This window comes from Vibrio cincinnatiensis DSM 19608, assembly GCF_900167345.1.
Classification (GTDB): Bacteria; Pseudomonadota; Gammaproteobacteria; order Enterobacterales; family Vibrionaceae; genus Vibrio; species Vibrio cincinnatiensis.
The window spans coordinates 1-13,131 of record NZ_FUXB01000018.1; the positions used below are offsets into that span (position 1 = coordinate 1).

Consider the following 13,131-nt stretch of genomic DNA (forward strand, 5'->3'; position numbering starts at 1 on the left):
TTTTTGTATAGAGAAAACCCCCAGCTAGGCTGGGGGTTCCGTAAAGCTTTCAGCTATAAGTCAGTTATAAAACCCCTTTCAATTTGTTAAAACACTTTTGCGGTCTGGCAACTGCAAGAGTTAAACGAGAATTGAAAGGGGGTCCCAATGGGGGACGAAAAGAGCTTAGCGCATACGCGTTGGAACTGTAAATACCACATAGTCTTTGCACCGAAGTATCGGCGACAGGTGTTTTATGGAGAAAAACGTAGAGCCATCGGAGAGATATTAAGGAAGCTATGTGAATGGAAGAATGTGAACATTCTTGAAGCGGAGTGTTGTGCCGACCATATCCACATGCTTTTGGAAATTCCGCCCAAAATGAGTGTTTCCGCGTTTATGGGTTATTTGAAAGGTAAAAGTAGTTTGATGCTTTATGAGCGCTTTGGTGATTTGAAGTTCAAATATCGGAATCGAGAATTTTGGTGTCGAGGTTATTACGTAGATACGGTCGGTAAGAATACGAAGAAGATCCAAGATTACATAAAGCACCAGTTGGAGCAGGATAAAATGGGAGAACAATTGTCGATCTCCTATCCAGGAAGCCCGTTTACGGGCCGCAAGTAATCATCATATGCAAATGTCAGATCGATATGCGCCTGTTAGGGCGCTGCCAGTAGAAGAGCCTTATAGGCGCATATGAAAAACCACCGGCTATGCCGGTGGATACTTTTTTTTACTCGCGTATCGCGATCTCACCTAAGGGGACGTAACGTGCTTTATTATCCTCTCTGTAAAAGTTTCTCTTTTTGATTTGCCATCCGTAACGAATGTACTTGGTATCAGTAAGGTAATAACCCTCTCCCATGGCAATGCGTTCACGGTGTTCCACGCTTTTTTCTGGGTCGTTAAGAAAAGCCGTTTCAGGGTGATTAAGACATGCTTTGCGTAGTTCTGGGAATAGGTTTCGAGAGTGTTTCGACCAAGCAAGAATGATGGTCTTTAACGTTTTGGTGTGAAACTCCCCTGCATACGACTGACTGCTTTCAGCGTCATAGTCAGTCAGTGTTGCAACAATCACACCCTTTGCCCATTGTGGTACTACTAAGGTCTCTTGAAACGTCTCCTCCGCTTGTTGATGTTCACGCCATGCTTGTTCTAAAGCTTGTTCTTTTGCCTCTTTTTTCGCGGTTTCCTCGGCTTTAGCTTGCTCCTCGACCTGTTTTACCTGTAAACGTCCTAGGTCGACAAATGAGAGATCTAATTCATAAGTGTGGATGAGTTCGATTAACTGCTGGTGGTCATTGTCATAAAGCCAAGGTTTATCAACGTCCCCTTTATGTTGGTGGTAATAACGAGCCATACTTAAGCAGTGCTCAGCAAAGCCGTGGTCATTACCATCACATCCTAAATCTAGGCGGCATTCATGCTGATGCTCATTATCAAAGGTCACGGTTACTTTTGTTTTGTCGTACCCGCCTAATGGGTTGCGTTTAGCCACCGCCAGAGCTTTCTTTTCAAATTCACTAAAATCATAAAGTGTTTCTTCTGTGAACTCGCGGGATTCAGACCAGTGGACAAGAACCGTGAGTGGTTTGATTTTTTTTGTCTCTAGCGTAAGTAATGAATCTGACTGGTCTATAGATGAGCTGTTTGGGTTATCTTGATGTGTTGTTTGCATAGGTTGTTCCTTTTTACGAATGAAATAAAAAGACCACCTTGTTATCAAGGTGGCCTCTAGAGTGGTGGGTGAACGTGCTTCTTGGTCGTTAAGCTGGTGGAGTAGTCGTTCCTTTTTCGATTAATGGGGTAATGCATAGTGATGAAATATATTTGAAAAAATTTGGATTCGAATTGATGGTAGGGGCAGAAGGGAGATGCTGAATGGTGGAGCATTTGGGCTAAAACAAAAAAATCACATATGAAACCGGAGCGCGGAAGTTTGGTTTTGCGCATTGTTGATTCTTCAATTCTCCCGTATTCTCCGTGTTTCAGAATGGATAAAGAGTTCGCGAGAGCACAATTCGGTGGTTGCTCAAATAGTTGCGGTTAAAAAAGCAGCGACATAGTTAAAGCCAGCTTAGAAAAACACTTAGGGGTTTGCCTTTTGAAAATAGGTTCCCATCGGCTTTAACGTCGGTGGTTTTGGGCGTTTAAGAGTGACGTTCCCCATGCGTGGATACAAGAGCAAGAAACTCAGCTGAACTGAGTCCCTGAACACAATGTTACGAACATGTGCCGACTGTTTTCACGATGTCGGTCAATAGTTGAAATGAATTGAGTAGAATATGAATAAGCAACAATTAGCGGCAAAAATCTGGGAATCAGCAAACCAGATGCGTTCAAAGATCGAAGCAAACGAATACAAAGACTACATCTTAGGTTTCATATTTTATAAGTATCTCAGCGATCAACAGGTGGAGTTCGTCACCAAAGAAGGGATGACGCCCGATGAAATCAAAGCGCTAACAGAAGAAGATGCTGACACAGTTAAATACATTCAAGATAACCTTGGGTATTTCATCGCTTACGATAATTTGTTTTCAACATGGGTTGATCCAAAGTCTGACTTTGACGAATCTAACGTACGTGATGCGCTTTCTGCTTTTAGCCGTTTGATTTCTCCTACTTACAAAAAGTTGTTTGAAGGCATCTTTACTACCTTAGAAACAGGGTTAAGCAAACTCGGAGAAAGTGCGGGTAAGCGAACTAAAGCTATCAGCGACTTGTTGCACTTAATCAAAAGTATTCCAATGAACTCTAAGCAAGGCTATGACGTTCTGGGTTATATTTACGAGTACCTGATTGAAAAGTTTGCGGCTAATGCGGGTAAAAAAGCTGGGGAGTTTTACACACCTCATGAGGTCTCGGTTCTCATGTCGCACATCGTTGCTCATGAACTCAAAAATAAAGACACCATTGAGATTTACGATCCAACGTCTGGCTCTGGCTCACTCCTTATCAATATCGGTGAGGCTGTTGAAAAGTACGCTAAAAACAAAGACAGCATTACCTATTATGCTCAAGAGTTAAAAGCGAACACCTATAACCTAACCCGTATGAATTTGATCATGCGTGGTATTAAAGCCAGCAACATTAAAACTCGTAATGGCGATACTTTAGAAGACGATTGGCCGTACTTCGATGAGAACGATCCACAAGGCACTTACGATGCTCTATACGTGGACGCCGTTGTTTCTAACCCACCTTATTCACAACAATGGGACCCTAGCTATAAAGATAGCGATCCTCGTTATTCTCGTTTTGGTCTCGCCCCAAAAACCAAAGCTGATTTTGCCTTTTTATTACACGATCTCTATCACCTAAAACCTGATGGCATTATGACCATTGTCTTACCTCATGGTGTGTTGTTCCGTGGTGGTGAAGAGGGGGAGATCCGTAAGCAGCTTATTGAGCAGAACCACATTGATGCCATTATTGGTTTGCCGAGTAACATCTTTTTTGGTACGGGTATTCCAACCGTGATTTTAGTACTTAAGCAAAAGCGTCAGAATACCGATGTATTGGTTGTTGATGCGTCTAAGCACTTTATTAAAGAAGGTAAAAACAACAAGCTACAAGCGAGTGATATTAAGCGTATCGTTGATGTTGTTATCAATCGTGAAAGTATCGATAAATTCTCACAAGTCGTGAGTAAAGAAACCCTGCGCAGCAACGGCTACAACTTAAACATACCACGCTATGTAGATTCTTCAGCAGCGGCTGAAAGTTGGGACTTACACGCTACCATGTTAGGCGGTATTCCTAACAGTGAAATTGATGAACTCAATTCATACTGGCTTGCTTTTCCACAGCTACGCAGCGCTTTGTTTGCGGCTAAATCTTCTGCGTACAGTGAGTTAGCTATTGCTAAAGACGCTGTCAATACAAGTATTAGCAGTCATCCACAAGTAGTTGAGTTTATCGCGACTTATAAACAGGCTTTTACTGGGTTTGATGACGACTTAAACACCAAGCTTATTAAAGGTTGGCAAGGGGTTAACCGCAATCAACAAGAGGCTTCATTAAGTGCTGATCTCTTTAACCGATTAAGTCCCATTACTTTAATCGACAAATACCAAGCCTATCAGCTTCTAAACAACCAATGGCAAATCATTAGCGCCGATTTAGAAATGATGCAAACGGAAGGTTTTGACGCAACGAAGCAAGTTGATGCAAATATTGTCATCAAGAAAAAAGATGGTAAAGATACTGAGGTACAAGATGGCTGGAAAGGTCACATCTTACCTTTTGCTTTAGTACAAAAGGTTCTCTTAAGCGATGACCTAGCAGCACTAGCTAAACAAGAGAATCGTTTGGCTGAAATTGCCAGCACACTTGAAGAAATTTTGGACTCACTCAGCGAAGAAGACAAAGAGCAAGATACGGTTAAAGAAAGTAAAGACGCCTTTGCCAATGCGGAAGTGGCAAAAGCAGCTAAGGTCTTCTTAAAAGAACAAAAAGACAGCAAGGTCAAATTTGCCGAAGACAGCTTGGATCCAGACGTCAGTTATAAGGCCAAAATTATTCGTGCGAACAAACTGATTGATGAAGAAAAAGCCTTGAAAAAAGCAGTTAAAGAAGCGGCTACTCAACTACACCTAAAAACGAAGTCAACCATCGAGGGCTTGGGCGACGAGCAAGTGAATAACTTGCTGCACCTAAAATGGATTGCACCATTAAGCAGCGAGCTTGCTGCTAGGCCAAATAGTGTGATTACCGAGCTCACCAGCAAGGTGCAAGCCCTTACCGACAAATATGCCGTGACCTACTCACAAGTGGCTAATGAAATCAAAATCACGGAACAAAATTTGGCAGAAATGATGGGCGAATTGACTGGCAATGAGTTTGATATGCAGGGCTTGAATGAGCTCACCAACTTATTGAAGGGCGCATAAGATGAGTGTTGAAAAAAAAGAGCCTGAGATTCGCTTTAAGAGATTTAGTGGGGAGTGGAAGCAACACAACCTTGGTGAACTCATAGATATTCGTTCTGCCGCACGAGTTCATAAAGAACAATGGACTGAAACTGGGGTTCCATTTTTTAGAACCAGTGATGTCGTATCTATATATAAAGGTCAAGAAAACGCTAAGGCTTTTATTTCTTATGATGTTTATAAAGAGCTAACTGGAAAAATTGGTAAGGTCTCAAGTGGCGACCTACTTGTTACTGGTGGCGGATCTATTGGTATCCCCTTTTTAGTTCCAAATGACAACCCGTTATATTTTAAGGATGCCGATCTACTATGGTTTAAGAATGACCAGAAATTCGATGGTTATTTTCTTTATACATTCCTGTTTAGTGAAACATTTAAAAAGTACATCAAAAGTATCTCGCATATAGGTACGATTGCACACTACACCATTGAGCAGGCCAAATCGACGCCGATAAATAACTGTGAAAGAGCAGAACAAACAGCCATTGGCAACACCTTCCAAAAGCTCGACAACCTAATCAATCAGCACCAACAAAAGCATGACAAGCTCAGTAACATCAAAACAGCCATGCTGGAAAGGATGTTCCCCAAACAAGGTGAAACCGTTCCAGAAATCCGCTTTAAAGGATTTAGTGGGGAGTGGGAAGAGAAGCCCTTTGGAACATGCTTTGCTAACGTACCAAACAATACCCTTTCTCGAGCTGAGCTAAACTACCGAACTGGATTGGCAAAAAACATTCACTATGGAGACGTATTAATTAAATTTGGTGAAACTTTAGATGCAGATAGTGAACTGATACCGTTTATTACAAATAATGATGTTGCTAATAAGCTGAAACATACCGCTTTGCAGAGTGGTGACATAGTGATTGCTGATGCTGCCGAAGATAATACTGTTGGTAAGTGTGTAGAATTAATCAATGTAGGTGATCTGTTGGTTTTTTCTGGATTGCACACTATTGCTGTTAGGCCAACCCTGCCTTTTGGTTCTAAGTATCTTGGTTACTACTTAAACTCAGCTTCATACCATGACCAGCTTTCATCATTGATGCAAGGAACAAAAGTACTATCAATATCAAAGACCGCAATACAGAACACTCTTGTCGTATTTCCAAATAACGTTGAAGAGCAAGCTGCTATAGGTAATTATTTCCAAAAACTTGATGCACTGATCAATCAACACCAACAACAGATCACTAAACTCAATAACATCAAGCAGGCCTGCTTGAGCAAAATGTTTGTCTAGCAGGGAGCGTGTATGACTACCTTTAAAACCGAAGCACAATTTGAGCAGACTTTTATTGAAGTTCTCACCCAAAAAGGGTGGGAACCAGAAGTGCTCAAAAACAAAACAGAAGCGGAGTTGCTGCAAAACTGGGCAAACATTTTGTTTGAAAACAATCGCCAACAAGATCGCTTAAACGATGTGCCACTGACTGCAACGGAAATGCAGCAGATTATTGAGCAAATCAAAGAGCTGAAAACACCACTCAAGCTCAATGGGCTAATAAATGGCAAAACTGTAGCCATTAAGCGCGATAACCCTGATGACTTGCTGCACTATGGCAAAGAAGTCAGCTTAAAAATTTATGACCGCCAAGAAATTGCAGCGGGTCAAAGCCGTTACCAAATTGCGCAGCAACCAAAGTTTGAACGGGGAAGTCCGTTACGTAACGATCGTCGTGGTGATGTGTTGTTGCTAATAAACGGAATGCCCGTTATTCATATTGAGCTAAAACGAAGTGGCGTTCCGGTAAGTCAAGCTGTCAATCAAATTGAAAAGTACTCGAAAGAAGGCATTTTTAACGGTCTGTTTTCGCTCATCCAAGTCTTTGTTGCTATGGAACCAAATGAGGCTAAATACTTTGCTAACCCCGGACTAGATGGCAAGTTTAACCCTGATTACCAATTTCATTGGGCCGATTTTAATAACGAGCCTGTGAATCACTGGAAAGATATTGCTTCAACGCTGTTATCCATCCCAATGGCGCACCAGTTGATTGGTTTTTACACCGTTGCCGATGATACCGATGGCGTGCTGAAGGTAATGCGCAGTTATCAGTACTACGCTGCGAATGCAATATCGGACCGAGTGGCAAAAACTAGCTGGAAGCAGTTAGGGGGCGTAAACAACAAAGACAGGCTTGGTGGTTATGTATGGCATACCACAGGCTCGGGTAAAACCATGACCAGCTTTAAGTCAGCGCAGTTGATTGCTCAATCAAAAGACGCCGATAAAGTGATTTTCTTAATGGACCGCATAGAGCTTGGCACTCAGTCTCTAATTGAATATCAAGGGTTTGCCAGCGATGGAGAAGTGGTCCAAGCCACCGAAAATACACATGTACTTGTGACCAAGCTAAAGAGCACTGCGCCAGCTGATACCTTAATTGTTAGTTCTATTCAAAAAATGAGCAATATTTTTGAAGAAACGGATAATGAGGGAGTTGCAACAAACTCGGCTGATATTGAAAAGATTCGCGCTAAGCGCTTGGTGTTTATTATTGATGAGGCGCACCGCTCAACGATGAGTGGAGGCAAAGAAGATAAAGAAGGCATGCTGGTAAGGGTAAAAAAAACCTTCCCTAAAGCACTTTTCTTTGGTTTTACTGGTACGCCCATTCATGAAGAAAACCAAGTCAACAGTAATACGACCACTGATGTGTTTGGTAACGAGTTGCATCGCTACAGTATTGCTGATGGTATCCGTGATGGAAACGTGTTGGGTTTTGACCCTTACAAAGTGTCTACTTTCAAGGACGGCGAACTAAGAAAAGAAATCGCCTTACAGCAAGCTAAGGCCAACTCGGTTACTGATGCGATGGCAGATCCTGCCAAAAAGAAAAAGTTTAATCACTTTATGAATGATGTGCCGATGGCGGGTTATAAAGATGCCACTGGCAAATATCATAAAGGCATTGAAGACTATGTCCCTAAAAGCCAGTATTTGACGGATGCCCACCAAGAAAAAGTCGTCGCTGACATCTTGGATAAATGGGATGTGCTGAGCCAAGGCAGTAAATTTCACGCCATTTTTGCCACGAATAGTATCGCTGAGGCGATTGATTATTATCACCGTTTAAAAGCAGAAAAACCTGAACTAAAAATATCAGCCCTATTTGACCCTAACATTGATAACGATGGTAGTGGCGAACGAGGTCCAACATTTAAAGGTGATGGTCTCGAAGAGATTATGGCCGATTATAACGCCCGCTATGGCCTAGAGTTTGATTTTGCCCGTCATTCGGCCTTTAAAAAAGATATCGCCGCGCGGCTTGCTCATAAAGAACAATATAAGAATATTCACAAAGAACCTTCAAAGCAGCTGGACTTACTGATCGTGGTCGATCAAATGCTGACTGGATTTGATTCCAAGTGGGTGAATACTTTGTATTTAGATAAGGTGATTAAGTACCAGAATATCATTCAGGCTTTCTCGCGTACCAATCGTTTGTTTGGTCCCGATAAACCCCACGGTATTATTCGTTATTATCGCTATCCACATACCATGGAGCAGCACATTAACGATGCAGTCAAACTTTACTCCGGCGATAAACCTATTGGACTGTTTGTTGATAGGCTGGTAAGTAACATTGAACTTATGAATCGGTTGTCAGCGGATATCTCTGAACTGTTTGCTAGTGCGGGTATTGAAAATTTTGAAACACTGCCAGACGATGTAGAACTCTGTGCTAAGTTTACCGAATTATTTAATACCTTTAACAAGCACCTAGAAGCAGCCAAAGTACAAGGTCTGAATTGGGAGCAGTCTACCTATACTGACTCATTAGAAGGCGAGAGCGGTGTTGAGCGTGAGGTCACTCTGGCTATAGATGAACTCACTTACATGAGCTTAGTTCAACGTTATAAAGAGCTTGCTGGTAAAAGGGACGGCAATGGTGACGGTTCAGGTAGTGATGTTCCTTTTGATATCAGTGGTTATTTAACTGAAATAGACACCGGTAAAATCGACGCCGATTACATGAATAGCCGCTTTGATAAATATCTAAAAGAGCTTAATCAACACCAAGACTCTACTAGCGTTGAAGTCACACTCAATGAGTTACATAAGACATTTGCGTCATTGAACCAAAGCGAACAAAAGTATGCCAAGCTCTTTTTACACGATTTACAACGTGGAGATGCAAAGTTAATTGAAGGACATACTTTTAGAGACTACATCAATGACTATCAAAATCAGAAAGAACAGTTACGAATAGCCGCTATTGTTGAGGCTCTTGGTTTAGATAAGGATTTACTTCTTCAGTTGATGACTGGTGATGTGAATGAGCAGAACATTAACCGCTTTGGTCGCTTTGATACACTGAAATCAACGGTCGATAGAAGTAAGGCAAAAGTCTACTTTGAGCGCATTGAAGGCGCGACGATCCCCCCGTTCAAACTGAACATGCGCATTGATAAATACCTTCAAGAGTTTATCTTTGGGCAAGCGGAGGATTTTCTGGAAGATAGTCGAATAGACACTCATGAAGAGAGTCAACATGTTTTCCCTAAGCCGCTTGTTTTTGGTGATATTAAGCTCTATCAAGCAAACCAAGTTCTAGAGCTTGAAAACGCTGTTGAGTTGGGTTCAGTTACCTTTAAAACAGATACTTTGTATGAAGATAATCCGGCGTCACTATTATCAACTGGTTACTACAATGAGCTTAAACAACTTGGTGTGGTATCTTCTCATGTTTTAGATACGACGCTTACAGCACTTTTAGAGCTTGAACAAGTAACCAAAGAGCTTGATCTTCCCCTTTATCAAGAAGGTCAGAGTGGCATTGTTTGGGCTCTCAAAGAGGCGCGAGAAGGAAGTGTCGTTGATGAATTCATTGCGGTTGCCATTCAATATGCAGGTGATGAAAGTTATAAACCATTTATTGATAACATAATTTACGATGGTGCCAAAAGTGCTCTGTTTGCCAGCTTTGTTGTATTGCCCAAAATGGCATACAGCAAACTAAAAGCTAAGCATGAACAACAAAAAGAGCGTAATGCTGAAAAGGCTGCAATTGAAAGTTCGCCAAACGTCATTGATTTCAAAATGAATAAGAAACTAGCTGAAAAATGGAAAGGCACTCAGCATTAGATTTGAAAATAATCGAGCACGTGCTGAATGCGTAAACCTAGGATGTTTTATTGATTGAATTAATTCAACCTTAGAGGAGGTTTTCCTCCTCTACTGATGCTGATTTTAGGTTTAAAGCAGAGTGCTAATTGGGGCGATTTTTCATCGCCCTATTTATTTGTTTGCTCAGGTATCGTAGCTTCAAGCACCACTGCGTTTTTGATGTCATTATCAATTGATTTAGCAGATACGACTAACTGAATTGATGTTTTACTCCACTCTCCGTACTGCAATGCTCGGATAAATTTTGAATCTAGAGAGTAGTCTTGTACCTTGGCCGTGAATTCGTCTTTTGTCTCAATATTCTTTAGACGAACTTTAAAACAGTCAGGGTCAGAGGAGTCAACTAGAAGAATTCGAAATAAAGCATTAAATGCTACATCAATGGATTTGCGACGAGCATTTTTGCTTAATTCTGTTGCGGTTTCTCCCTCTATCTCAATACCTTGGATAGTACTTTTACTCGATGTACCCAATTCTTTGATAAGAGCTGATTTAGAATCAGTTGCTACATTATTTAGCGCTGAGATTTGTATATTGCTTGCTAAGGTTTTAGTTAGCAACCTAGTTCTCTCTGTTTCCTGTTCAGATAGGAAACGTTGGTTGGTTAGCATTTCACGAGTTTCTTCACTCTTTACTTCGGTTTCTCGGATTTGACGGCGATGTTCTAGGTATTGAGCATAGCTTGTCTTGCCTGCCCAGATCAGACCAAGACTCACCAATGTAATAGCAAGTGTTGTAGGATCCATTTTATCAATTACCTTTGAACCGATGTTTGTTAGAAGAGACTGTAAGTCAATGCTTGTAGTTGTACTGCCTTTCCCCACTTTGACTTGAATTTCTAGATCTTGTCGTTCTTGGTTTGTCAGTACATTGGTATTTGGTGTACCGTATTTTACCAAACAATATGAGCGGTTAATCCCTTTTTGGATCTCAAGAAAGCCTTTCATTAATGATGGCGTTAATGAAGAATCAAATTTTTCGCCAACAACATGAATGTTAAGTGACGGCCATCCATCAAACGTAACGTGACATTGCTCTCCTTGAATCTCTTTGTCTACCAATTTACGGAGGTATTCAAATGCTTCTTCTTCATTCGAAATAGTATAATCCATATGCTTCAGCCTGCATTTCATTTTCTTATTGTTGAGCATTTAACCGCAGTTTGACAATGATACGCAAGAGAAAGGAATCACTGTAAACGGAAAGGTCTTTTAGCTTCACATAAAAAGTCCAATTCATCTATTATTGGAACAAGTTCCTGATATGTAGAGAATTAACGTTTACTAATAAGCCCCTTCATTAAACTTTTTGGTCATGAATGGCGTGAAGTTGGTTTTTAATGTTGCCGTACCCAGATTGATTTTTATTGATTGTATAACTCGTTAAATGCCTTATTTAATGCGATCTAGAAGTACATCCGCTTCCATGTGGTGGGTATAGGCATAGAGTTATATGGTAATCAACCTGCAAGTTTAAGCCCTTTTCTTCTCGCGAGTGATACATTTCCCTCAGCAGAAGCGGTGATATGATCGCTCCACCAGCACATGAGCTTTCTGCGTTGCTCAAGATATTCAGCACGATTATAAGCTTTCCTAACTTCATTCTTATCAACATGAGCTAATGCAGCTTCAATAACGTCAGGATTGAATCCTTGCTCGTTAAGAGTGGTACTTGCTAATGCTCTTAGCCCGTGAGAAACCAACTGTCCTTCAAACCCCATTCTTTTCAGTGCCATATTAGCGCTCTGACTATTTACATGGCTTTTGGGATTTTTGTTACTTGGAAAAATGAATTCTCTATGACCACTGATGGGCTTCATTATTTCTAAAAGTGCCAAAGTTTGCTCTGTGAGAGGGATTGTGTGGGGACGCTTCATCTTCATTCTTTCTTCAGGAACAACCCACACTTTATTTTCAAAATCAATGTCCTGCCAACGTGCTGTAGCGCTTTCAATTGGCCTTGTCATCGTGTGTAGCTGCCACTCAAGCAAGCAACGAGTAGATAGTGTAATGTTTGCACCAGCTATAGCTTGCATCAACTCTGGTAGTCTTTCTGGTTCGATAGTTACCATATGCTGGCGTTTAGGGGCCGGAAAGAGCTTGGTGATGTCTGCTAGGTAGTTTACTTCAATGTCACCGGATGCCACAGCAAGGCGCATAACCTCATTGATTATACGACACAGTCTTTTAACTGTTTCTAAAGTTCCTTGTGCTTTTACTGGCTCAAGAATACTGAGTACTGTTCTGGGTTTGATGTCTTGAATGGGGACATTCCCAAGTTTAGGTAGGATATGTTTCTCAAGAGCACGATAAGCTTTATCTGCTGTTTCTGGTTTTACGCTTTCTTTTTTGAGTGCTAACCATCTATCAGAAAATTTACTAAAGGTATTTTCAAGCTCGGCTCTTTCTTTTAAGAGCTGTTCATCTTTATGCTGCTTGGGATCGATATTTAGAGCTAAAAGAGTTTTTGCTTCAGAACGTCTTTTCCTTGCCTCGGCAAGAGAGACATCAGGAAAACTGCCAAAGCTTATGTTGTTTCTTTTTTTTGTTATTGGATGAGTGTATTTCAGAATCCATAACTTTGTGCCATTCGTTTTAACACGCAATTGAAGGCCATCACCATCAGAGAGAGTGTATTCTTTGTCGGATTCTTTAGCTTGTTTAACTTGAGTGTTAGTTAAAGGGACCACTCTTTTTGCCATGATGTACCACCAAAATAGTCGATATTTAGCCGTTGGTACATTCGATGGTACATTAAAACGTGGATGTTACAAGATGAGCATAGACAGCTATAGACAAAGATTGCTTGCTAAGTATTGATTTTATTGGGGTAGATAGACGTTGGTAGACATATGTAGAAGAGAAAGTGGTGGCCCCTCCCAGACTTGAACTGGGGACCAATCGATTATGAGTTAGCCACTAACGCAGGAAGTCTAGGAAAACCGAGGTAAATTAAGCGTAACTAAAAATACCTTAAAGTATTTACTAAACAGTAGTTTAGCGTAGTTTTGGTAAAAGTGTCAAAACTAGTGACTGTACCGCTATTGTACCGTTTCTAGAGTATTCAGGAATCTAGCAA

7 protein-coding genes are annotated in these 13,131 nt (G+C 41.1%); 4 read left to right on the forward strand and 3 right to left on the reverse strand.

Going from position 1 to position 13,131, the window contains the following annotated elements:
- Positions 1-147 precede the first annotated feature (147 nt).
- A complete protein-coding gene (gene tnpA / locus B5D54_RS14680; RefSeq protein ID WP_032468702.1) occupies positions 148-606 on the forward strand; it encodes an IS200/IS605 family transposase in 459 nt (152 codons plus the stop codon).
- A 109-nt stretch (positions 607-715) separates the two neighbouring features.
- On the opposite strand, the gene B5D54_RS14685 is transcribed toward tnpA, so the two are convergent.
- Positions 716-1,660, reverse strand: coding sequence for an LPD25 domain-containing protein (locus B5D54_RS14685; RefSeq protein WP_078927315.1), 945 nt, complete (start codon positions 1,658-1,660; stop codon positions 716-718).
- Between the two features lie 607 nt (positions 1,661-2,267).
- On the opposite strand from B5D54_RS14685, the gene B5D54_RS14690 reads away from it, so the two are divergent.
- Genes B5D54_RS14690 through B5D54_RS14700 form a run of 3 tightly spaced genes read left to right on the forward strand, consistent with a single transcriptional unit; the run spans position 2,268 to position 10,011 of the window.
- The gene (locus B5D54_RS14690; RefSeq protein WP_078927316.1) at positions 2,268-4,877 is read left to right on the forward strand and encodes a type I restriction-modification system subunit M; all 2,610 of its coding nucleotides are present in this window, start codon (positions 2,268-2,270) and stop codon (positions 4,875-4,877) included.
- Position 4,878: 1 nt separating this feature from the next.
- Positions 4,879-6,162, forward strand: a complete 1,284-nt coding sequence (locus B5D54_RS14695; RefSeq protein WP_078927317.1) for a restriction endonuclease subunit S — start codon at positions 4,879-4,881, stop codon at positions 6,160-6,162.
- 12 nt (positions 6,163-6,174) lie between these two features.
- A complete protein-coding gene (locus tag B5D54_RS14700) occupies positions 6,175-10,011 on the forward strand; it encodes a type I restriction endonuclease subunit R (protein WP_078927318.1) in 3,837 nt (1,278 codons plus the stop codon).
- Positions 10,012-10,160: 149 nt separating this feature from the next.
- Here the strand turns inward: B5D54_RS14700 and B5D54_RS14705 are convergent, their stop codons facing one another.
- Both B5D54_RS14705 and B5D54_RS14710 read right to left on the reverse strand, forming a co-directional pair.
- Positions 10,161-11,165, reverse strand: coding sequence for a hypothetical protein (locus B5D54_RS14705; protein WP_078927319.1), 1,005 nt, complete (start codon positions 11,163-11,165; stop codon positions 10,161-10,163).
- Positions 11,166-11,512: 347 nt separating this feature from the next.
- Entirely contained in the window at positions 11,513-12,754 is a 1,242-nt protein-coding gene (locus tag B5D54_RS14710; RefSeq protein WP_078927320.1) for an integrase domain-containing protein, read from the reverse strand.
- Positions 12,755-13,131: the final 377 nt, after the last annotated feature.

Excerpts from the sequence above, each read along its gene's own strand:
- B5D54_RS14710 (WP_078927320.1), bottom strand. The coding sequence starts at position 12,754 with ATGGCAAAAAGAGTGGTCCCTTTAACTAACACTCAAGTTAAACAAGCT.
- B5D54_RS14695 (WP_078927317.1), top strand. The coding sequence starts at position 4,879 with ATGAGTGTTGAAAAAAAAGAGCCTGAGATTCGCTTTAAGAGATTTAGT.
- B5D54_RS14700 (WP_078927318.1), top strand. The coding sequence starts at position 6,175 with ATGACTACCTTTAAAACCGAAGCACAATTTGAGCAGACTTTTATTGAA.
- B5D54_RS14690 (WP_078927316.1), top strand. The coding sequence starts at position 2,268 with ATGAATAAGCAACAATTAGCGGCAAAAATCTGGGAATCAGCAAACCAG.
- B5D54_RS14705 (WP_078927319.1), bottom strand. The coding sequence starts at position 11,165 with ATGGATTATACTATTTCGAATGAAGAAGAAGCATTTGAATACCTCCGT.
- B5D54_RS14685 (WP_078927315.1), bottom strand. The coding sequence starts at position 1,660 with ATGCAAACAACACATCAAGATAACCCAAACAGCTCATCTATAGACCAG.
- tnpA (WP_032468702.1), top strand. The coding sequence starts at position 148 with ATGGGGGACGAAAAGAGCTTAGCGCATACGCGTTGGAACTGTAAATAC.